21 protein-coding genes are annotated in these 21,419 nt (G+C 62.9%); 8 read left to right on the forward strand and 13 right to left on the reverse strand.

Translation table 11 applies throughout. The features are described 5' to 3' along the window. Window positions 1–38: 38 nt before the first annotated feature. Window positions 39–2,264 (forward strand): DUF5916 domain-containing protein, encoded by a 2,226-nt coding sequence (locus tag AC1DTQ_RS14625; protein WP_477850500.1) that lies wholly within the window; start codon window positions 39–41, stop codon window positions 2,262–2,264. 39 nt (window positions 2,265–2,303) lie between these two features. Here AC1DTQ_RS14625 and AC1DTQ_RS14630 read toward each other — a convergent pair whose 3' ends face one another. The 10 genes from AC1DTQ_RS14630 to fusA form a co-directional block, all read right to left on the reverse strand. Beyond that, window positions 2,304–2,699, reverse strand: a complete 396-nt coding sequence (locus tag AC1DTQ_RS14630; protein WP_477850501.1) for a hypothetical protein — start codon at window positions 2,697–2,699, stop codon at window positions 2,304–2,306. Between the two features lie 148 nt (window positions 2,700–2,847). Further along, a complete protein-coding gene (locus AC1DTQ_RS14635) occupies window positions 2,848–3,444 on the reverse strand; it encodes a YceB family lipoprotein (RefSeq protein ID WP_477850502.1) in 597 nt (198 codons plus the stop codon). Between the two features lie 126 nt (window positions 3,445–3,570). Further along, on the reverse strand, window positions 3,571–3,855 hold the full coding sequence (locus AC1DTQ_RS14640; RefSeq protein ID WP_477850503.1) for a helix-hairpin-helix domain-containing protein: 285 nt from the start codon (window positions 3,853–3,855) through the stop codon (window positions 3,571–3,573). A gap of 28 nt (window positions 3,856–3,883) precedes the next feature. Further along, on the reverse strand, window positions 3,884–4,456 hold the full coding sequence (locus AC1DTQ_RS14645; protein ID WP_477850504.1) for a hypothetical protein: 573 nt from the start codon (window positions 4,454–4,456) through the stop codon (window positions 3,884–3,886). Window positions 4,457–4,514: 58 nt separating this feature from the next. Beyond that, window positions 4,515–4,823 (reverse strand): DUF3861 domain-containing protein, encoded by a 309-nt coding sequence (locus tag AC1DTQ_RS14650; RefSeq protein ID WP_477850505.1) that lies wholly within the window; start codon window positions 4,821–4,823, stop codon window positions 4,515–4,517. 107 nt (window positions 4,824–4,930) lie between these two features. After that, complete coding sequence (locus tag AC1DTQ_RS14655) at window positions 4,931–5,506, reverse strand: M23 family metallopeptidase (RefSeq protein ID WP_477850506.1); 576 nt, start codon at window positions 5,504–5,506, stop codon at window positions 4,931–4,933. Window positions 5,507–5,516: 10 nt separating this feature from the next. Continuing rightward, window positions 5,517–6,179 (reverse strand): tellurite resistance TerB family protein, encoded by a 663-nt coding sequence (locus AC1DTQ_RS14660; RefSeq protein WP_477850508.1) that lies wholly within the window; start codon window positions 6,177–6,179, stop codon window positions 5,517–5,519. A 174-nt stretch (window positions 6,180–6,353) separates the two neighbouring features. After that, on the reverse strand, window positions 6,354–6,743 hold the full coding sequence (locus AC1DTQ_RS14665) for an HU family DNA-binding protein (RefSeq protein ID WP_310089812.1): 390 nt from the start codon (window positions 6,741–6,743) through the stop codon (window positions 6,354–6,356). Between the two features lie 257 nt (window positions 6,744–7,000). Then, complete coding sequence (locus AC1DTQ_RS14670; protein ID WP_477850509.1) at window positions 7,001–7,567, reverse strand: pilin; 567 nt, start codon at window positions 7,565–7,567, stop codon at window positions 7,001–7,003. A 49-nt stretch (window positions 7,568–7,616) separates the two neighbouring features. After that, window positions 7,617–9,662, reverse strand: coding sequence for an elongation factor G (gene fusA / locus AC1DTQ_RS14675; protein ID WP_477850510.1), 2,046 nt, complete (start codon window positions 9,660–9,662; stop codon window positions 7,617–7,619). 213 nt (window positions 9,663–9,875) lie between these two features. On the opposite strand from fusA, the gene AC1DTQ_RS14680 reads away from it, so the two are divergent. From AC1DTQ_RS14680 to AC1DTQ_RS14690, 3 genes are all read left to right on the forward strand, one after another. Beyond that, window positions 9,876–10,316: an OsmC family protein gene (locus tag AC1DTQ_RS14680; RefSeq protein ID WP_477850511.1), complete on the forward strand. Its 441-nt coding sequence runs from the start codon at window positions 9,876–9,878 to the stop codon at window positions 10,314–10,316. After that, on the forward strand, window positions 10,313–11,014 hold the full coding sequence (locus AC1DTQ_RS14685; protein WP_477850512.1) for an alpha/beta hydrolase: 702 nt from the start codon (window positions 10,313–10,315) through the stop codon (window positions 11,012–11,014). The genes AC1DTQ_RS14680 and AC1DTQ_RS14685 overlap by 4 nt, the downstream gene beginning before the upstream one ends. Before the next feature lie 70 nt (window positions 11,015–11,084). Further along, on the forward strand, window positions 11,085–11,810 hold the full coding sequence (locus AC1DTQ_RS14690) for a glycine zipper 2TM domain-containing protein (RefSeq protein WP_477850513.1): 726 nt from the start codon (window positions 11,085–11,087) through the stop codon (window positions 11,808–11,810). A gap of 193 nt (window positions 11,811–12,003) precedes the next feature. Here AC1DTQ_RS14690 and AC1DTQ_RS14695 read toward each other — a convergent pair whose 3' ends face one another. Next, a complete protein-coding gene (locus tag AC1DTQ_RS14695; protein ID WP_477850514.1) occupies window positions 12,004–12,879 on the reverse strand; it encodes a PhzF family phenazine biosynthesis protein in 876 nt (291 codons plus the stop codon). Between the two features lie 31 nt (window positions 12,880–12,910). Next, window positions 12,911–13,801: a PhzF family phenazine biosynthesis protein gene (locus AC1DTQ_RS14700; protein WP_477850515.1), complete on the reverse strand. Its 891-nt coding sequence runs from the start codon at window positions 13,799–13,801 to the stop codon at window positions 12,911–12,913. A 120-nt stretch (window positions 13,802–13,921) separates the two neighbouring features. Here AC1DTQ_RS14700 and AC1DTQ_RS14705 point away from each other — a divergent pair, with 120 nt between their 5' ends. The 4 genes from AC1DTQ_RS14705 to AC1DTQ_RS14720 all read left to right on the forward strand — a co-directional run bounded on the left by AC1DTQ_RS14705 (window position 13,922) and on the right by AC1DTQ_RS14720 (window position 20,225). Next, a complete protein-coding gene (locus AC1DTQ_RS14705) occupies window positions 13,922–16,537 on the forward strand; it encodes a bifunctional aspartate kinase/diaminopimelate decarboxylase (RefSeq protein WP_477850516.1) in 2,616 nt (871 codons plus the stop codon). After that, window positions 16,530–17,891 carry a UDP-N-acetyl-alpha-D-muramoyl-L-alanyl-L-glutamate epimerase gene (gene murL, locus AC1DTQ_RS14710; protein ID WP_477850517.1) on the forward strand — a complete coding sequence of 454 codons (1,362 nt, stop codon included), beginning with the start codon at window positions 16,530–16,532 and terminating at the stop codon, window positions 17,889–17,891. The genes AC1DTQ_RS14705 and murL overlap by 8 nt, the downstream gene beginning before the upstream one ends. Then, on the forward strand, window positions 17,872–19,275 hold the full coding sequence (gene murD, locus AC1DTQ_RS14715; RefSeq protein WP_477850519.1) for a UDP-N-acetylmuramoyl-L-alanine--D-glutamate ligase: 1,404 nt from the start codon (window positions 17,872–17,874) through the stop codon (window positions 19,273–19,275). Before murL ends, murD begins: the two co-directional genes overlap by 20 nt. 164 nt (window positions 19,276–19,439) lie before the next feature. After that, window positions 19,440–20,225, forward strand: coding sequence for a dienelactone hydrolase family protein (locus AC1DTQ_RS14720; protein WP_477850520.1), 786 nt, complete (start codon window positions 19,440–19,442; stop codon window positions 20,223–20,225). 40 nt (window positions 20,226–20,265) lie between these two features. On the opposite strand, the gene AC1DTQ_RS14725 is transcribed toward AC1DTQ_RS14720, so the two are convergent. Beyond that, complete coding sequence (locus tag AC1DTQ_RS14725) at window positions 20,266–21,267, reverse strand: polyprenyl synthetase family protein (protein WP_477850522.1); 1,002 nt, start codon at window positions 21,265–21,267, stop codon at window positions 20,266–20,268. Between the last annotated feature and the right edge of the window lie 152 nt (window positions 21,268–21,419).

Here is a 21,419-nt window from a genome sequence, read left to right on the forward strand (position 1 = left end):
CCGCTTCCCTACCCTATACGCATCGATAGGAGGGTTCGATGCGTAAATTAATGGGTATATGGCTGTTGGCATGCGTAATGCCGGCCATGGCGGTCGAGATCGACGGCAAGATCGACCCGCAGGAGTGGGCTGGAGCCCAGCATGTGGACGATTTCCGCATGACACAGCCGCTGACCCGCGCGCCGGGATCGCAGCCGACCGAAGCCTGGATCCTGGCCACGCCAGACGGACTGGCGATCGGCTTCCGCAATACCCAACCGGCCAACGTCCCGCGCACACGCCAGCGCGTACAGCGCGATTTCGAAGAGCAAGTGGACCGGGTCAACCTAATGGTGGATTTCGACGGCGACGGCCGCACCGGCTACAACTTCACGGTGTCCTCGACCGACGGCATCGCCGATGCGGTGATCAGCAACGAGAACGACTTCAACGACGACTGGGATGGCAACTGGCGGCACGCGGTCAGCGAAGACGCCGACGGCTGGTCGGTGGAGATGCTGATTCCCTGGTACATCGCGCCTATGCGCAAGGCCAGCGGCGACAAACGCACGGTGAAGATCTACCTGGATCGAGTGATCGGCTCCACCGGTGAGCGTTCGGCGTGGCCCGCGGCCAGCTTCGAGGTTCCGCGTTTCATGTCGGATTTCGCCGCGGTGGAGATGGCGCAATACAGTCAGTCGCTGCTGACCGTCACGCCTTACGTGTCGGGGCTGTACGACAATGTGCGCGGAGGCAGCGATTTCGACGGCGGTGCCGATATCTTCTGGAAGCCGAACGGGCAGTTCCAGATGACGGCGACGATCAATCCCGATTTCGGCCAGGTGGAAAGCGACGATCTGGTGGTCAACTTCGGCGCCACCGAAACCTTCGTCAGCGACAAGCGGCCGTTCTTCACCGAGAACCAGGGTCTGTTCGAATACACCACGCCGTCTGACTTCAGCCAACTGCTCTACACGCGCCGTGTCGGCGGCCCTGCCGACGATGGCAGGGGCTCGGGCGACATCACCGCAGCGGTCAAGGTCAATGGCAGCCTGGGCGCCACCAAGTACGGCGTGTTCGTCGCCGATGAAGCGGAGGAGGTCGGTCGCTCGTTCGGCGCCCTGCGTCTGGTGCGCGATTTCGGCAACCAGAACCTGGGCATGATGCTGACCCAGGTCGATCGGCCGTATCTGGATCGCGAGGCCACCGTGCTGGGCGTGGACCACAACTGGCGGCCGAACCAGCGCTGGAACGTGCAGACCCGCGTGTTCGGCAGCCAGATCGAGGAATCCGGCGAAACCACACGCGATCTGGGCGCCACGCTCTGGGCCGATTACCAAATGGACCGCGGTTGGCGCCAGCAATGGATCGCCATGCATTTCGGCAACGACCTGCAGATCAACGATGCCGGCTATCTGTCGCGCAACAGCACCAACTATTTGCACTGGGAAGTGCGCAAGCGTTTCGCCGATCAACCGGAAAACTCACGCTATTCGTCCAAGGAATGGCGCTGGCGGGCCAGCAGCAACCATAACGACCATGGCGAGAAGCTCAACGACCAGTTCCGCGTCAGCCGCGAGGGCCGGCTGCGCGACGGCAGCTACGAATACGCCCAGATCAATATCAACGGCGCAGGCGTCGACGATCTGGTCACCCGTGGGCACGGCTCGGTGAAGCGGCCGGGCAATTTCAATGCTTTCTTCGAGTACCAGCGGCCACGCAAGGGCAACTGGGGGCATGACCTGGAAATGGAGTTGTATTCCGGTGGCTTGGCGGGCAACTCCAAAATCGGCTACAGCATGCAGTACGAGCCCACCTACTTCGTCAGCGACGCCTTCCGCCTGACCGCTGGGGTCTACGCAGACCACACGCCGGACTGGCTGGTGTGGAATCGCGACAGCAATCTGCTGGGCAGCTACGACGGGCGCGAGGTCCATCTCAATGCCGGGCTCGACTGGACCATCGGCAGCAAACAGGAACTGCGGGTCAAACTGCAGGCGATCGCGCTGGATGCGAGGATGCGCCAGACCTACGTTGTGGATGGTGGCGGAAACGCGGTTGTCAGTCCCGACAAAGTGGACGATTTCAGCGTCAAGAATCTGGGCTTCCAGATCCGCTATCGTTACGAACTGGCGCCGCTCTCCTATCTCTATGTCGTGTACGGACGAGGCGGCTATCGCCAGGAGGCGAATTCGGAAGAGACAGGCCAGTTGCTGAGCGACAGTTTCGATCTGCGCGACGATGAGCAGTTGTTGGTGAAACTGTCCTACCGCTTCGAGCTCTGATGCTGTCGAGACTTACTCAGTTGCGTGACAACAGCGGTGTCACTTATTTACGCGTTGCATCTCCGCCGAAGCCAGATGCCAGCGCCGTTGTTCCTGGGTCGCGCCATCGGCCATTACGGCACGCAGGGTGAAGCGGCCGTCGTAACGGCGTTCGCTGCCGTCGCTCTGCAGCGCGTTGAGTTGCACGGGCACCTGTACGTAGCGCGAGCCGGCGGCGCCTTCCTCGTCCGTCGGATCGCCCACCACGGCATGCACGGACCGGGTATTGGCGTAGCCACCGCTGAAATGTTCGAAAGTCTGTCCGCTGGCCGCGCCGTTTTCACTCCATAGCGCATAGGCCTTTGCGTAATCGCCAGCGTCGATGGCGGCGTAGTAATCGACAACCACTTGCCGGGCCGCGGCTGGCATGGCCGGGTCGCTGGCTTCCGCTGCCATCGTTGGCGCCGCATCCGCTGCAGGTGCAGGGGAGGGCGGAGCAACGACAGCCGTCTCTTGTCGCGCAGGCGTCGGCACCGAAGCCGCGTCGTCCGTCCGCGTGCAGGCAACCGCGCACGCGGACAGCGCCAGCGCTAGGAAAAACGCATCAGTTCGGCGCATCGCTCAAATCCGGCATGCCCACGGGTTGGTTAAAGCGCACCACGATGTGCCCGTTCTCGATGCGGGCCGATTCCACCTTTACGCCGCCCAGATTCGCGACCAGAGCGGGATCCAGTTTGTAGAGCGGCTCCTTCCTGGCGTAATCGGTCAGCCACAGGTTGAGCAGCACGCGAGTCTGTTCGTCCACGCGCTGGCCGGACGAAGCGGGCTGCACATCGTCGACAGTGGGTTGATCCAGGTACAGCGCATTGTCCTGCGGGTCGTAGCGCAGGCCGCTGCTCATTTGGATGCGTCCCACCGGCGTGTCGCTGCCACCGGCCTGTGCGGCACTGGCGGAGAACGCCATCAGCAAGCGTTCTCCCGATGCGGGAATGGTCAGTTTGGGATCGCGTGCGGTCAGGGTAAACAAGCCACCCAACGCTTCGTACTCGTATGGAAAGGCAGTGTCCAGATATTGCTGAACCCGAGGCGCGTCGACGCGGAGTTCGTTGCTGTCCGTTTCGGCCGCTAGGGCGGCGAAAGGACTAGCGAGCAGCAATACCAGATAGGCGCTCTTGAATCGGTTGCCGAGGGGTAAGCTCATTTTTCTGTCCAGGTGACGGCCGACAGGCCGTTTTCGATATCGGCGACGCGAAGGATGCGCCGCAGGAAACCATCTGTGCGTGGGCACCATAACCTGGCACGGTGAATGCAGCTTCAATCGGCGGGTTTAGAGATCGGGATATTGCCGTTTGCGTTCCGCGGTGTAGTGCCACCACGGGCGGGCAGGCTCGCCCTCCATGAAGCGCACCGCACTGATGAAGGTGTCCAGCACGCAGGGGTCGTGACGCGTAGCAGTGATCTTGCACAGACGCCGGTACAGCGCGAAAGGATCGGCGCCGTTCAATTGCGCGGGTCGGGTGATGCCCAGCGCCTTGAAGTCCTCGACCATGGCCGGGCCGATGTTGGGTAGGTGCTGCAGCTTGACGGCTTCGGAAGCGGTTGATGCTTTCACCGGTGAATACCCCGTTCTCCCGCAGCGATCAGCTTGCGCCGAGCAGCAGCTTGCAGGAATAAATCGCCTGTTGCGCCTGGGGGATATTGGCGATGCGGTGGTAGCGATAGCTTCCCTTCACCATCCCCATCACGATTTCCTGTTCCACGTAGGCGATTTCTCCCTCCGCGACAGTCACTTCAAGAGGTTCCGGACACTTCTTGTCGCCGCTGAGGGTGTGCATGCCCGGCTCCACTTCCAGCCGATAGAAACGGAGTCCGCGGGTCTGGCCCACCGGCTTTCCGTCCAGCACTACGTTCAGGCCGACCAGCAGGCCTACCAGTTGTTTGCGGTACACGTAGATGACGCCCTTGCCCGGCGATGGGGCGAACTGCAGCGCGGCCTGCTTCTGCGCTTGGCTGGCGACATGGGTCGACTTGTTCTTGAATGCCAGCAGCCAGACCACATAGGCCAGAAACGCCAGCAGGATCACGGCGCATCCGATCATCAGCCAGCGTTCGCCTCCCGAGCCGCGCGCCATGAAAATCGCCACGAAGCCACCCACGGCGCCGATCAGCGATAGGGCGAGGTATTTGGGTATCGAGGCGCGTCCCAGGTTCATAGCGGTTCCTTTGCCGATGTGGTTGGCGGCAAGGATATCGGACGCGATGCGGCTCGGGTTAGGCGGCGGTGTTTCGCAGCTTCAGGCCTTTGATGAACTCGCCCATGTGCGGCCGCAGCGGCGCGAACACATCGTCGGCGTCCTTGCGATGCTCCAGCATGAGGCCGCTCAGCAGCTTGGTGCCCACGGTCAGGGCGGCGCGCTCGTCGCCGCTGAAGCCGCGCTGCTGCTGCATCGCTTCCAAGATACGCATCCAGTCGTCGTGGCAGCTATGTTCGAATTCGATGGTACAGCGACCCAAGCATTGCAGGCCGTCGCTTTCGACGGGAGTGACGGTGATGCGATAACGGTGGGCGTTGTTGGCCATGGCACGGACTTCGGTAGCGCGGGAATGCCTTTACAAGATAGGTGCGTGAGGGCGGCGCAACGAGTCCCCGGACCGCGATGGACTGTTCCACAGAATTAGCCTGCGGTTTAGCGAGGGTAAGCCTTAAGCAGGGGAAGCGGGTCGTAGGCGCCGTCTTTTCCGTATAGGCCGTAATGCAGGTGCGGCGGCGTGCCGCGTGCGTTGCCGGTGGTGCCTACCGTGCCCAGAGGATCGCCGGGCGCAACCAGATCACCCGTTTCCAGCCCTTTTTGCCAGTGGTCCAGGTGCGCGTAGTAATGCCGTTCGCCTCCCGGGCCCATCACCCACACTTGTCTGCCACCGAGCCCGCCTTCGCGTACCGACACCACCATGCCCCGCGTCGCGCTGAGGACCGTAGTTCCGCGCGGGGCGAAGATATCCACGCCGGCGTGGCTGCGGTCGCGTCCGCGCGGCGCGCCGAAGGTGTCGGCGACACGCGAGGCGCGTACGCCCTGAACAGGCATCGGTAGCGCGGTAGGCGGAGGCATCCGCGACAGTTCCCATAGCGCGCGTGGTTTGGCCATGAATGGTTGCTGCCACGACCAGACCGAGGTCCAGATGACAGACATAAGGATAAGCGTCCATACGACGAACCGCCTCGCCGTACGTGCGTGATCAGCTTGCGCTGATGAAGGTTCGGCCATGGTGGGCGCTTTAGGCCTGCTTGATCTGCTGTTCCAGTTTCAGCTTCAACGCGTCGTCCAGTTTCAACTGGCGGGCCAGTTCATCCAGATAGGCGCGTTCCATGAAGTTCTGTTCGTCGGCGGCCATCAGGCTGGCGAGGTACATCTCCGAAGCGATTTCCGGGGTGCCGGCCGCACGTGCGACTTCGGCCGGATCCAGCGGCTTCTCCAGTTCCGCGTGCAGCCATTGCTGCAGTTCGGCATCCTGGCTGACCCGGGTGAATTCGCCTTCGATCACCTGGCGCTCGCGCGCATCGATATGACCGTCGGCCTTGGCGGCGGCGACCAGCGCCTTGAGGATCGCCTGGCTGTGCAGCTCGACTTGCGGAGGCGGCAGGCGGTCGACAGTTTGCGGCTCGACGGATGCGCCCGCGCCGCCCTGTTGCTGCTTGTAGTCGCCGTACGCCTTGTAAGCCATCACTCCAATCGCGGCCAGCCCGCCATAGGTGGCAAGTTTGCGCGTGGTTTTATTCTTGCCCAGCAATAAGCCCAGCGCACCGCCCGCCAGGGCGCCTTTTCCGAAATCGGCGTTGAGCATGCCGCCCAGACCGCCCTGTGCAGGCGCTGCATCACCGATATTGCCACTGCCTTGCGCGGATTTGAGCAGATGATCGAGAAAGCCCTGAATCTTCATCCTGTTTGGTTCCTGAGAGGGGTCGGCTTTTATAGATGTGGCCGCATTCGCAGATCCTCAAGCATGACCAATGCCAGGGGCATCGCGACATTCCCTTCGCCAGAAACGCCCTACACCAGAAACGACTCGGGACGGCAATGCCGTCCCGAGTAGGTATTGCCTGGAGCGCTGCGATTAGGCGGCGGCGTCCTTCAGCTTCTTCAGCGGGCGAACCTTGACCTTCACCGAGGCAGGCTTGGCGGCGAACCACTGCTCTTCCTTGGTGAACGGGTTGATGCCCTTGCGCTTGGCCTTGGCCGGCACGTTGACGGCGGTGATCTTCAGCAGGCCGGGCAGGGTGAAAGAACCTGCGCCCTTCTTGCTGACCGAACCGGCGACCGCGTGTTCCAGCGAGGCCAGGATGGCGCGTACGTCTTTCGCAGCGACGCCAGCGGCTTCGGCGAGGTGTGCGACGAGACCGGACTTGCTCAGAGCTTCCTTGATGGGCTTGGGTGCTGCCGGCTTAGCGGCGGCTTTCTTTGGGGCGGCCTTCTTGGGCGCAGCTTTTTTCTTGCTCGTTGCCATAAATGTCCTGTTTTACAGTCAATAGGTGGGTAATCGGGCCGACCACGTCGGCATGCGCAATGTAGGGCAATTACTCGGCTACGCCAATACCAAAAACAGAAAAAACACCCTTTTTTATGTATTTTTTTGCGATGAGCTGATAACCGGCCGGATTCGGCGGCAAGTTTCGTGTGAGAGACGGCAACTATGCGGTTGCAGCATTGAGGGACTTCGGCAATGGAATCGAACCCGATCGATGGCTTCGGCCGGATTCCGGCTCAGCCCTGAGTGCAGTCGGGCAGATAACGCTTCAAGTCCGGATCGCCGGAAGTCCTGCATTGCCAACGCACCTGATAGGTGGCGGGGTCGGTCTGGGGAACTAGCTGAAACTGTGCGCCTTCGGCGAAGCTGCCATCGAAGGTGGCGGTGATAGTGCCGCGTTGGCCGACCGCGATGTCGCGTATGGCGCCGCCCGCCTTGGGGTTGTTCTGCGGCAAACCCGCCTCGGATGCCTTGGCGGGCCATTGGCCGTTGCTCATAAAAGATTCGGTCAGCGCTACTTTATACATCTGGGTCTGCGCGACCGCTTCGGCCAGCATGCGGCGCTTGTTCTGATCCGCAGCCTGCGCTTCGAACGCCCGCTGGGCGCTATCGACGCTCCGCTTGACCGAAGCGTCGACGCTATCGGTGATCTTTTTCGCCTGATCCGTCGCCCGGGAAAGATCGATGGTGGCTGCCTCGGCGCGCTTGGCTTCGCGGGGCTGGACGACGAAACGGTCGTAGAGCAGCAAGGCGAGCGCGACGCCGAGCAGGGTTCCCAGCAGGGACAGCGCGAGCGGCTTCATGGTGCATTCCCGGATTCGACACCGTGTACGGTAGCAAGGATCCGGCGCGTCAGTCTTCTTCGTGTTTGGGCTTGTAGGCCTCCACCAGTCGCTGCTGCACGTTTGTGGGCACTGGCTCGTAGTGGCTGAAATCCAGGCTGTACCGGCCCTTGCCGGCGGTCACCGATTTCAGTTCCGCCGCATAACCCTCCAACTCGGATAACGGCACTTGCGCCTTCACCACGATTTCCCCGCGTGTCGCATCGGTGCCATTGATGCGCGCTCGCTTGGAGGACAGGCCGCCGGTAATGTCGCCCACTTGCGCTTCCGGCGCGCTGACTTCCAGGTCGACGATGGGCTCCAGCACTTGGGGGCGCGCCTTTCCTATCGCGTCCAGGAAGGCCTTCTTGCCGGCCGCGACGAAGGCGACCTCCTTGCTGTCCACTGCGTGATACTTGCCGTCGTACACCGTCACTCGGACGTCCTGCACGGGATAACCCGCCAGCGCGCCGCCTTGCAGCACCTGGCGCACGCCCTTTTCCACCGCCGGAAGGAACTGGCCGGGAATCGTGCCGCCCTTCACCGCGTCGACGAATTCGAAGCCGCCGCCGCGCGGCAACGGTTCGATACGCAGGAACACTTCGCCGAACTGTCCCGCGCCGCCGGTCTGCTTCTTGTGCCGATGATGACCTTCCGCCGCCGTGCCGATGGTTTCGCGGTAAGCGATGCGCGGCGGCCGCGAGCTGACTTCCACGCCGTGCCGTTCCTTCAGCCGGTCCAGATTGATGCGCAAATGCAGATCGGACAGACCGCGGATCACGGTTTCGTTGGTTTCGGACTCGTGCTCGACGCGGAAGCAGGGGTCCTCCTCGGCCAGCCGGTGCAGCGCCGTGGACAGCTTCTGCTCCTGGCCCTTGCGCGTCGCTTCGATGGCCAGGCCGAACATCGGCTTGGGGAAGGCGAGCGGGGCGAGGCGGATCTCGTCTTCGTCGTGGCTGTCGTGCAACACGGCATCGAAATGCAAATCTTCGATCTTGGCGACCGCGGCGATGTCGCCGGGGATGGCTTCCTCGATCTCCACGTGGTCCTTGCCCTTGATCTTGTACAGGTGCGCGACCTTGAAAGGCTTGCGGCCGTCGTCGACGAACAGCTGCGTGTCCTTGCGCACCGTCCCCTGGTACACGCGGAAGATGCCGAGTTTGCCCACGAAAGGATCGTTGACGATCTTGAAGACATCGGCGATGACATGCGCATCGGGATCGGGTTTGGCCACGATCGGCGCCGCATTGTCGCCGCTGCCCTTTACGAAAGGTGGCGGATTGGCTTCGCCAGGATGCGGAAACAGCTTCTCGGCGATGTCCAATAGTTCCCTGACGCCGGCGCCGCTGCGTGCAGAAACGAAGCACACCGGCACCAGGTGGCCTTCGCGCAGGCATTGTTCGAAAGCGTCATGCAGTTCTTCGCCCTGCAGTCCCGATTCGCCTTGGTCGAGATAGCGGTCCATCACCGTCTCGTTCACCTCGACCACTTGGTCGATGATCTTCTGGTGCCAGGCCGCGACCGGCCCCAGGTTGCTGTCGCCGCTGGGTTTCCAGAAGCAGTCGACCACGCTTTTTCCGCCTTCGGCGGGAAGATTGAGCGGCAGTACCTCGGGGCCGAAGGTCTCGCGCAGGTTGTCGAGCAGCGCGCCGAGTTTTGCGCCGGGATGATCCATCTTGTTGACGAGGATCACCCGGCACAGGTTGCGCGCCTTGGCGTGTTCCATCATGCGGCGGGTGCCGTAGCCGATGCCGGTATCCGCATCCACCACGATCGCCACGGTCTCCACCGCGGCCAATGCCGACAAGGTAGGGCCGCGGAAATCCGGATAACCCGGAGTGTCGATCAGGTTGACGTGGATGCCACCATGATCGGTGCTGGCGATAGCACTATCCATGGAATGGCCGCGGTCTTTTTCCATCGGGTCGTGATCGGACACGGTGGTGCCGCGTTCAATCGTGCCTGCCGTCTGCAGGGCGCCGCCGGCATGCAGCAGGGCTTCGAACAAGGTTGTTTTGCCGGCGCCAGGGTGGCCTGCCAAGGCCACATTGCGGATTTGCGCTGTCGAATAAGGCATGAGGCCGTTCCTCCCAAAGGTTTTTGGAATAGAGGGCCGTCATGGCGGTCCGGGCTGAGCGTCCTGGACGAGTGACGAGCGTGACGCCTGCGGGCGGTCATGGCGGGCAGCCAGCATTGCGGTCCTCAGCGGAGCGGTCAAGTCGCACTGCGGTACGGAGCGTTAACAGGCCCCAGGTGTAAGCTTCGCGCTCCCCCTGGTTAGGAGCATGAAATGGCAGCCCTGAAACGATTCGCCGATGCGGCATGGAGCGGCGACCTGATGTCCGGAAAAGGCAATCTGAGCACACCGCAGAGCGGATTGTTCTCCGCGCAGAACTACTCCTTCAAGACCCGCTTCGGCGACGAGAAAGGCACCAATCCGGAAGAACTGCTGGCCGCCGCGCATGCAGGCTGCTTCACCATGGCGCTCTCTGCGGTGCTGGGGAAGGAGGGCTTCATCGCCGACAGCATCAATACGCGCGCCGAAGTGTCGATGGAACCCGGCGCCGATCCGGGCCCGACCGTTACCGGCGTGAAGCTGGTCCTGTCGGCCAAGGTGCCGGGTATCGACGCCGCTAAATTCGACGAAATCGCAAATGCGGCAAAGGCTGGTTGTGTCATTTCGCGCGCTCTGGCCGTGCCGGTGACGATGGAAGCGACCTTGGTCGAGTGATTGACGTGCCTTGCTGGAACGCCTTGCTAGTTCACGGCGCGGGCGGAGGTGCCTGGGAGTGGAACCAGTGGCGTGGTGTCTTGCAGGCGCACGCCATCGCCGCGCAAGCGGTGGAGCTGCAACCCACCGCACAGGGCTTGGCCGCAACCACGCTGCAGGATTACGCGATGCAGGTCCAGCTGGCATTGCAGGCGTTACCGCGCCCTCGCGTGTTGGTGGGCGCAAGCCTGGGCGGATTGCTGGCTGCGATGTGCGCCGACGAGGCCGATGCCTTGGTGCTGGTCAATCCGTTGCCGCCTGCGCCTTGGCGCCAGCGACTAGTCCGGCGCCCGTGGGATAGGGTGGTTCCATGGCAACGGAACGCACGGCTGCATTCCACCCGCGAAGCGATGCCGGACGCGGACGATGCCAGCGCAGTGTGGGCGTTCCGCCATTGGCGCGACGAATCGGGCCGAGTGCTACGCGAAGCGCACGCGGGCGTTGAAGTCGAAAAACCGGATTGCCCTGCGCTGTTCGTTGTTTCGGAGCAGGACGAGGACGTACCGCCGACGATTATTTCTGATTGGGCGCAGACTTGGCAGGCGGATCGGCTGGAAACGCTTGCAAACAGTCACGTCGGGCCTTTGCTGGGCCACCAGGCGCAAACCATCGCCCTCCAAGCTGTCGCATGGCTAAACCGGGTTAGCCGAGCGGGCTGAGTTCAGACTCGTTTAACCCGCGCGACTCGACGATGCATGTGCGCCACTCCGGCGTTGGGAGCCTGCTCAGATGAAACGCCTTTCCGCCAGCCTGCTAGTTGCGGGCCTTGCCTTCGCCGGTGCCGCCGCCGCGCAATCGTCCGGTTACTACGGGCAGGAGGATCGCTATTACGGTTCCGACCAGTACCCTTCCAATTCGTATCAGGGGCAGGGCGCGACCTACGATTACGCGCGGGTGTTGCGCGTGGATCCGGTCATCGGTTCCGGCTACGGGAACAGTGCTTACGGAAACAGCACCTCGCAGCGTTCGACCCAATGCCTTTACCGCCGGGCCGATGATGTCTATACAGGCAACGATGGTTATTACAACCAGGACAATCGCTATGGCCGAGACGACGGCTACTACGGTCGCGACGATGGTTACCGCAGCAATGGAAACGAAACCAGCCGTACCGTGGCGACAGTGATCGGCGGTATCGCTGGCGCGGTCCTGGGCAGCAAGGTTGGCGATGGCAGTGGTCGCTATGTCGGCACGGCGGTGGGTTCCATGGTCGGCGGCATGGCCGGCCGATCCATCTACGACAGCTCGCAGCGCAATCGCCAGTACGCGCGCCGCGGCACCGTGCGCGTTTGCGATCCGGTGCCGGTCACCAGCCGAGACGGTTATTACGAAGACGACGAAAACCTCAACGGTTACGACGTGACCTACGAATACGCCAACCGCACCTATCACACGCGGACCAATTACCATCCCGGCGACCGCATCCGGGTAAGAGTTGATGTACAGGCGGAATGATGTTTTCGCTTTGAATAGAAAAAAGGAGCCCCGCGGCTCCTTTTTTTTTGGTCGTCATCCCAGCGAAAGCTGGGATCCATCTTGATTTTGACTTTAGTGCTTTCGCTCTGGCCCACAGCAGATCAAGATCAAAGTGGATCCCAGCTTTCGCTGGGATGACGACCGTGGGGCCATGATTACCGATCAATCCGTATTACCAGTCAATCCGTCCGGTCACCACATTACAGATACGGCCACCGGACCATACCTCGCCCTCGTCATCCACCTGCAATTCGATGATCGCGTCGTAGCCCACTTCCCGGCCCTGGCTGATGCGGTAGCGGCCATCGCTGCCGGGCAGCGCGTTCTGCGAAGCCAGCCAAGCCGCCAGCGTGGCGTTGGCCGCGCCAGAAGCGGCGTCCTCGAACTGCGCGGGCGCCCCGACCCAGGCGCGTACCGCGAGGAAATAGACCGGATCGTCGCTGCGTGCGAACACGCACATGCCCATGCTCTCGGTTTCCTGCGCCAGCTTGCCGATCGCTTCCCAAGGCGGCGTCGCCGCGCGCAGCGCGGCTTCATCGCGCAGCTCCGCCAGCCACCAGCGGCGTCCGCCATCCATCAAGGCAGGCGGCAAGTTGCCCAACGGCAGGGTGTCGAGCACATCGCGCAACCGCGCATCTTGCGGCGAAGCGATTTCCATCACCTTCGCACGCGGCGTGCGTACCGCGATGGTGCGGGTGGCGCCGGAGCCGAGCACGTGCAAGGGAAGCAATCCGGCGATGCCGTCCTGCACTAGAAGTCCGTCGAGTGGCGTCGCCAGCCCCGCTTCCAGAACCGCGTGGGCGGTACCGACGCTGGGATGGCCGGCGAAGGGAACTTCGCGGCGCGGACTGAAGATACGGATGCCATAGCTGGCTTCCGGTTTCGTCGCTGGAAACACGAAGGTGGTTTCCGGCAATCGCGTCCAGCGCGCGATGGCTTGCATGGTGGTGTCGTCCAGTCCCTCCGCATCCAGCACCACGGCCAGCGGATTGCCTGCGCCGGGGCGGTCGGCGAAGACATCGAGTTGCACATAACGACGTGAGGTCATTGAGAAGAAAGCGGGGTGGGGGCCGTGCAGCTTACCAATCCACGCTGCCGCGGATCACGGCCTGTACCTGACCGCCGATCCAGACTTCGTTTTCGTGATCCACCTGCACTTCCACCCGACCATCACGCCCGATTTCACGGCCTTGGCTGGCGATATAACGTCTATACGGGCCGGGCCTATCCGCACCGGGCAGCGCACCGGCATGGTGCAATAGGGCGGCGATGCTGGCGTTGGCGCTGCCGGTCACCGGATCTTCCGGGATGCCATCGGCGGGGCAGTACGCGCGCACGGCCAGATCGTGATCCGAATCGTCGGTTCGGCCGAATACCGCAAGACCTACCGCGTTGCTGGCCGTGGTGAGTGCGGCGATGGCGGCCAGATTGGGTTGCATCGCGCGCACGGCGGCATCGTCGGCCAGTTCGACCAGCCACCAGCTCGGGCCGTTGTTCCACAGTGCGGGGGCGAGCTCGCCTAGCGGCAAGCCCTGCAAGGCGGAAGCTAGCGCGTCGGCATGGACGCCACGGGTGAGCACTTCCCGCGCTTGTGGCGCGCGAACATGGACCAGGCGCATGGCATTGCGCTGCTCGATCCTTACCGGAAGCAAACCCGCCGCGCATTCCTGCACCAGCAGATCATCTTTCGCCTGGGCCAGGCCCGAGTCCAGCGCTGCCCAGGCAGCCCCCACGCTGGGATGGCCTGCGAATGGCAGCTCCTGACGCGGAGTAAAGATGCGCACCCGATAGTCGGCCTCCGCTGCGGTGGGAGGTAGAAAAAAGATGGTCTCGGATAGGTTCGCCCAGGCGGCATAGGCCTGCATCGCGTCCGCGTCCAGGTCGGAAGCATCGAACACCACACCCAGCGGATTGCCGGCACCGGGCCGGTCGGCGAAGACATCGAGTTGCAGGTAGAAGCGCGCGGTCATGCGGGTCGGCCTTGTTCGGTAGGTTGGTCTGGAAGCATTCGCTTAGGGCATTCGCTTAGATCATTCGTTTAGAATCAACGGTTCACGCCCGAATGGTCGGGCAGTCCCCCTCTCCTGTCCATGTCTCCTGTCTCGCCTGCGTCTGATCGCTGGATCGTCCTCAAGTTCGGCGGCACTTCGGTGTCGCGTCGTCATCGCTGGGACACGATAGGCCGGCTGGCCAAACGCAGGGCCGAAGAACATTCCGGCGAAGGGCAGGACGCGCGCGTGCTGGTGGTGGTGTCGGCGTTGTCCGGCGTGACCAATGAGCTGACCGCGATCGCCGATGGCGCCGCCGACAGTGTGGAGCGCGTTGGGAAACTAGAGCAGCGTCATCGCGAGTTCCTGGCCGAACTCGAGCTCGATGCCGACGAAGTGCTGGGCGAACGCCTGTCGATACTGCGCGCGCTGGCGACCGACCCACGCGCCGTCGAACGGACGCTGCCGTGGCAGGCCGAAGTGCTGGGGCAGGGCGAGCTGCTTTCGTCCACGCTCGGCGCCGCTTATCTGCGCGCCAACGGCCTGGATTTCGGCTGGATGGATGCGCGCAACTGGCTTCAGGCGGCGGTGTTGCCCAACCAGAATGCCTGGTCGCAGCGTTTGTCGGTGTCGTGCAGTCCGTTCGCCAGTGCCGAGTGGGGCGAAGGTTTCCGCCAGCAACCAGCGCGCATGCTGCTGACGCAGGGATTCATTGCGCGTCACCGGGACGGCGATACCGCGATCCTGGGCCGCGGCGGTTCCGATACCTCGGCTGCGTATTTCGGCGCTTTGCTCGGCGCGCAGCGGGTTGAAATCTGGACCGACGTGCCCGGCATGTTCAGCGCCAATCCACGCGAGGTTCCTGACGCACGCCTGCTGACGCGGCTGGATTACGCCGAAGCGCAGGAAATCGCCACCACCGGCGCCAAGGTGCTGCATCCGCGTTCGATCAAGCCGTGCCGGGATGCCGGCGTGCCGATGGCCATCCTGGATACCGAGCGCCCCGAACTGCCCGGCACCAGCATCGACGGCAACGCCGTCACCGTTCCCGGAGTGAAGGCGATCAGCCGCCGCAACGGCATCGTGTTGGTGTCGATGGAATCGGTGGGCATGTGGCAACAAGTCGGCTTCCTGGCCGACGTGTTCGAGCGATTCAAGCGCCACGGATTGTCGGTCGACCTGATCGGTTCGTCGGAAACCAACGTCACCGTGTCGCTGGATCCCAGCGAGAATCTGGTCAATACCAACGTGCTGGCCGCGCTCTCGGCGGACCTGACCGAGATCTGCCGGGTGAAAGTGATCGCGCCCTGTTCGGCCATCACCCTGGTTGGCCGCGGCATGCGCTCGCTGCTGCACAAGCTGTCGGACGTGTGGGCCACGTTCGGCCGCGAACGCGTGCACATGATTTCGCAGTCGTCCAACGACCTCAATCTGACTTTCGTCATCGATGAGGTCGACGCCGACGGATTGCTACCCGTCCTGCATGCCGCGCTGATCGACAGCGGTGCCATGCCGGTGGAGGAGACCAGCGTCTTCGGTCCGCGCTGGCGCGAGATCGCCAATGGCATCCGCAAGCGCGAAACGCCATGGTGGCATGGCGAACGCGAGCGGCTTCTGGCCATGGCCGAAGCCGGTACGCCGCGTTACGCCTATCACCTGCCGACCGTGCGCGCCCGTGCGCAGACGCTGAATGCGCTCGCGCCCATCGATCAGCGCTATTACGCGATCAAGGCGAATTCGCATCCGGCGATCCTGCAGCTGTTGGTCGAGGAAGGTTTTGGGCTGGAATGCGTGTCGCTGGGCGAATTGCAACGCGTATTCGAGATCATCCCTGAGTTGTCGCCGCGACGGGTGCTGTTCACGCCCAGCTTCGCGCCGCGCGCGGAGTACGAGGCGGCCTATGGACTTGGCGTCACGGTCACGCTGGACAACATCGAATCGCTGCAGCGTTGGCCCGAGGTTTTCCGCGGCCGCGACCTATGGCTGCGCGTGGATCTGGGCCGCGGAGATGGACACCACGAGAAGGTGCGCACCGGCGGCAAGGATTCGAAGTTCGGCTTGCCGGTCGCGAAGGTGGAGACTTTCGTCGCGCTCGCCCGCAGTTTGGGCGCCAACGTGATCGGACTGCACGCGCATCTGGGCAGCGGAGTGGAGACGCCGCAGCACTGGAAGCAAGTCTGCGACGAGCTGGGCGGCATTGCCGAGCGTATCGGTAGCGTGGACGTGATCGACATCGGCGGCGGTTTGCCCATTCCCTACACCGAGGACGACGAGCCGTTCGATCTGGAAGCTTGGGGCGCAGGATTATCCGAGATCAAGGCCGCTTATCCCGGATATCGCTTGGCGATCGAACCCGGCCGTTATCTGGTCGCCGAAGCCGGCGTGTTGCTGTTGACGGTGACGCAGGTCGTGGAGAAAGACGAGGTCCGCCGCGTCGGCCTGGACGCCGGAATGAATGCGCTGATCCGTCCCGCACTGTACGACGCCTGGCACGACGTCCTCAATCTCAGTCGACTCGATGACGCGAACGACGGCGTGTTCGACGTGGTCGGGCCGATCTGCGAATCCAGCGATGTGCTCGGCAAGCGCCGGCGGCTTCCTGATGCGACGTCGGACGGCGATGTGGTGCTGATCGCCGATGCGGGCGCTTACGGATTCGCCATGGCCAACGCCTACAACCTGCGGGCGTTGCCGAAAGAAGAGGTACTGGATGTCTGATTGGAAATTCCAACGCGAGGAAATCGCCGCGTTCCGTTTCGTCCGCTGTGGGCTGGATGCGGAAAGCGGCGTAGCGCAGCTCGTTTACGCCTTCGACGACGGCCCCGAACTCATCGAAACCGTCACCGTTCCTGGCGCGCCCTTTGTGTTGGAAGGCGCACAGGCCAAGGCAGTGGAACAGGCCTTGCGCCTGCTGCATCTGATCGCAGGCGTCAGCTATTACAAAGCGGCGGTGCCGGCGGAAATTCGTATCGAGGGATATTCGATAGATGCGGGAACCGCCGCCTTGTTGGAGACGATCTACGTCAATGGTCTCGGCGAGTTCGCGTATCGCAACGGGTTGAACTTGCATGGACGCATCAAGTTTCCCAGCACGGCCGACATCGGCCTGTCAGCGAATGCGCTGGGCCTGCGCCATCACGCTTTGGTTGCCATCGGCGGCGGCAAGGATTCATTGGTCTCGATCGAGGCGCTGCGTGCGGCAGGCGTGGATCAGACCGTTACCTGGATCGGTAACTCGCAGCTGATCGGTGCTTGCGCCGCTCGTACGGAACTGCCGACGCTCAATATGGGTCGCGCGCTAGCCCCGGGATTGTTCGAGTTGAATCGGCAGGGAGCCTACAACGGCCATATTCCGGTCACCGCGGTGAATTCCGCCATCCTCGTTCTCGCTGCTGTGCTGCAGGGCGTCGACCAGGTGGTGTTCTCCAACGAGCGTTCGGCCAGTTACGGAAGTATCATTCCGGGCACTGGAGAGGTGAACCATCAGTGGTCGAAAGGCTGGGAATTCGAGCGCGCCTTTGGCGAGCATGTTCAACGCCGCGTCGCCGCCGACCTTCATTACTATTCGCTGCTCCGCCCGCTCAGCGAACTGGCGGTAGCCCGGCAATTCGCCAAAACGGATCGGTACGACGCGCATTTTTCCAGCTGCAACCGCAACTTCCATATCCTGGGCGAGCGTCCGGTTAATCGCTGGTGCGGCGTGTGCCCCAAATGTCATTTCGTGTTCCTGGCGCTGGCGCCCTTCATGCCCAAGCCGCGGTTGGTCGGCATCTTCGGCCGCAATCTGCTGGACGATATGGTGCAGGCGGGCGGATTCGATGCGTTGCTGGAATTCCAGGACCACAAACCCTTCGAATGCGTGGGCGAAGGCCAGGAATCGCGCGCCGCGATGGCCGCGCTCGCCTCGCGTCCGGAATGGAAGGAAGACGCGCTGGTGGTGCGTTTCATCCGCGAGATCCAGCCGCAGCTGACGGCACCAGAACTGGAAATCGCGCCGCTGCTGAAGCTCGATGGAGAACATCGCGTTCCGGCCGCGTTGTGGGAGCAGCTGCGTGCGAATTTCGCAGCTTGAAGACAAACGTGTAGCGCTATGGGGCTGGGGCCGCGAAGGCCGCGCCGCTTATCAAGCGATCCGTTCGCGGTTGCCGGTGCTGCCGTTGACTCTGTTCTGCAACAAGGAGGAAGCAGAGGAGGCAACGGCTCTTGCCGACCCGTTGCTGACGATCCATAGCGAGGCCACCGCCGAATCGTTGTCCGCGCAGCAGGTGGTGGTCAAATCGCCTGGCATCAGCCCCTATTCCGCAGCCGCTCTTGCGGCTTCCGCGAACGGCACGATTTTCATCGGCGGCAGCACCTTGTGGTTCGACGAGCATGCTGGCCCGAACGACATCGCCGCGCACACGCTATGCGTGACAGGAACCAAGGGAAAAAGCACGACCACCGCCTTGCTGGCGCATTTGCTGCGTGCAGGCGGCCATCGCACCGCGCTCGTCGGCAATATCGGCATGCCGTTGCTGGAAGCGCTCGATCCGGAACCTGTGCCGGAGTTTTGGGCCATCGAACTTTCCAGTTACCAGACGCTGGACGTCGCCGCTGCCGAAACGGGGCCGGAGGTGGCGCTGGTGCTGAACATCTTTCCTGAGCATCTGGACTGGCACGGAAGCGAGGCGCGCTATATCGCCGACAAACTGGCGTTGGTGACGCAGGCCGGGCCCAAGATCGCGATATTGAACGCCGCCGATGCGCGGCTGGCATCCTTGCAGCTTGCGGGCATCGAAGTGCACTGGTTCAACCACGCCGAAGGCTGGCACCTGCGTGGAGACGACGTCTTTCGCGGAGACGCATTCGTATTCGACACCACGCGTACGCCGCTGCCCGGTCGCCACAATCGCGGCAATCTATGCGCGGTGCTGGCGACGATCGAGGCATTGGGGCTGGACGCAGCCCGGTTGGCGCCCCATGCTGAAAGCTTCCGACCCTTGCCCAATCGTCTGCAGACGCTGGGCGAGCGCGACGGTATCCGCTACGTCAACGACTCCATCAGCACTACCCCGCACGCCACCTTGGCGGCGCTGGAGTGCTTTCATGGACAGCCTATTGCCGTGCTGGTCGGCGGGCATGACCGTGGCGTGGACTGGTCCGATTTCGCGGAAGCGATGAAGCGCGGTGCGCCTGAGGCCGTCGTCACCATGGGCGCCAACGGTCCGCGTATCCACGAGCTGCTCGCGCCATTGGCCGCTGAGGGCAAGTTCAAGCTTGAAGCGGCTGGCGATCTGGAGTCCGCGGTAGGCCAGGCTCGCCGGCTGCTCGGCGGCACCGGCGTTATCCTGTTGTCGCCCGGCGCGCCCAGCTTCGGGGTTTACAAGGATTACGTGGCGCGTGGTCGCCATTTCGCCGCCATCGCGGGTTTCGACCCGGATACGATTTCCGCCATCCCCGGCATAGGTATCGGATAAGGCGTGTAGGAGCGACGTAAGTCGCGAAGGGTCTTATTACGGATTGGCTTGACCCGATCCGATTGTCGTATTCGCGACTTACGTCGCTCCTACCCGCCTTTGCATTGCGTCAACATTGTTCAAACAACCTGATTACCGAACCGCATCTCAACAAGGAGTGACATATGCGCAAGATTTCATTGGTCTGGCTGGTTCTGGCCGCACTTTGGGCCACGCCTTTGCTGGCGGCGCCGGTAGCCAAGCCAATCAACTGGAAAGTCGGCAAACAGACTTTCAGTGGTTTCCTGGTCTATGACGACGCCAGCAAGGAAATCCGCCCGGGCCTGCTAATGGTGCCGGACTGGTTGGGCGTCACTCCCGCCGCGGTGGACAAGGCCAAACAGATCGCCCGTGACGATTACGTGGTGCTGGTAGTCGACATGTACGGCAAGGGCGTGCGCCCGAAGAATCCGACTCAGGCGATAGCCCAGGTAAAGAAGATGTACGCGGATCGCCCGGCGATGCGCGCGCGCATGAACAAGGCGCTGGAAGTGCTGCGTACGAAGGCCGGCAAGGCCCCTGTAGATACGGCCAAGATAGCGGCGCTGGGCTTCTGTTTTGGCGGTTCTTCCGCGTTGGAGCTGGCGCGCAGCGGCGCCGATGTCGCCGGCGTGGTGACTTTCCACGGTGGATTGGACACGACGATGCCGGCGACGCAGGGCGCGGTGAAGGCGCCGCTATTGATCCTCAATGGCGCGGACGACAGGGGCGTAGCGCCCAACATCGCGGGATTCGAGAAGGAAATGAACGAAGCTGGCGCGGACTGGCAGTTCGTCAATTTCAGCGGTGCGGTGCATTGCTTCGCGCTGGAAACGGCCAACACCCCGCCGGGATGCATGTATAACGAACGCGCCGCGAAGCGCGCTTACAAGATGATGGACGGCTTCTTCGAGGAAGTCTTCAGCGATTGAGCGGCCGAAATTTCGCAGGGGCGGAAACTCCGCTCCTGCATCAATGTTTGCGGGCCACCGCGTAGCGCGCGAGACCGCGTAGCGCCGATAGGGCGTCGGTTTCGGTCAGGCCGTCCAGCGCTTTCTCGGCCGCTTCCGCATATTCCGCCGCTCGCCGCTGGCTGTACTCCAGGCCGCCGGTGGCTTCGATGGCCGCCAGCACTTCCGGCATCGCCTGGCCTTCGCCGTTCTCGACGATTTCGCGCAGACGCGCGCGCGTGACCGCATCCGAATGCGCGATGGCATGGATCAACGGCAAAGTGGCCTTGCCCTCGGCGAGATCATCGCCCAGGTTCTTGCCCAGGTCGGCGGCATCTGCGGTGTAGTCCAGCACGTCATCGGCGATCTGGAAGGCGTAGCCCAGGTTCATGCCGTAGTCGTAGAGTTTCTGCTGGACGATGACGTCGGCGCCGGACGCCAGCGCGCCCAGTTGAGTACCTGCCGCGAACAGTACCGCGGTCTTGCGTTCGATCACGCGCAGGTAAGCCGCTTCGTCGGTATCCGGGTTGTGTACGTGCAGCAGTTGCAGCACCTCGCCTTCGGCGATGCGGTTGGTGGTATCGGCGAGGATGCGCATCACTTCCATGCGGTCCAGTTCCACCATCAGCTGGAAGCTGCGCGAATACAGGAAATCGCCGACCAGCACGCTGGGCGCATTGCCCCATAACGCATTGGCGGTGCTGCGGCCACGACGCAGGTCCGATTCGTCCACCACGTCGTCGTGCAGTAGGGTGGAGGTGTGAATGAACTCGATGATCGCCGCCAGCTGATGGTGTTCGGGCGCTACGGTGCCGCTGGCGCGTCCGGCCAGCACTACCAGCATCGGCCGCAGACGCTTGCCGCCTGCTGAGATGATGTGATCGGCGATCTGATTGATCAGCACCACGTCCGAAGCCAACCGGTCGCGGATCAGCGCGTCCACAGCGGCCATATCGGCGGAGGCCAGGGCCTGGATCTGGGGCAGGGCCAATGCGGGCCGGGTGGTGGTCTCGGGGGCGATCATGTGTGAGATGTTAGGGAAGTGGCTGAATTATAAGGGAAGAATGGTCAGTCAAACCCTACGCGCGGATGCGGCGTATACGGACTAGCCTGTAGGGCGCAGGTATACTTCACTGGACTGCGCCCGCAACCGGCGGGCATCACCCGACGGAAGAC

This window comes from Pseudoxanthomonas sp. P4_B2 (genome assembly GCF_056402315.1).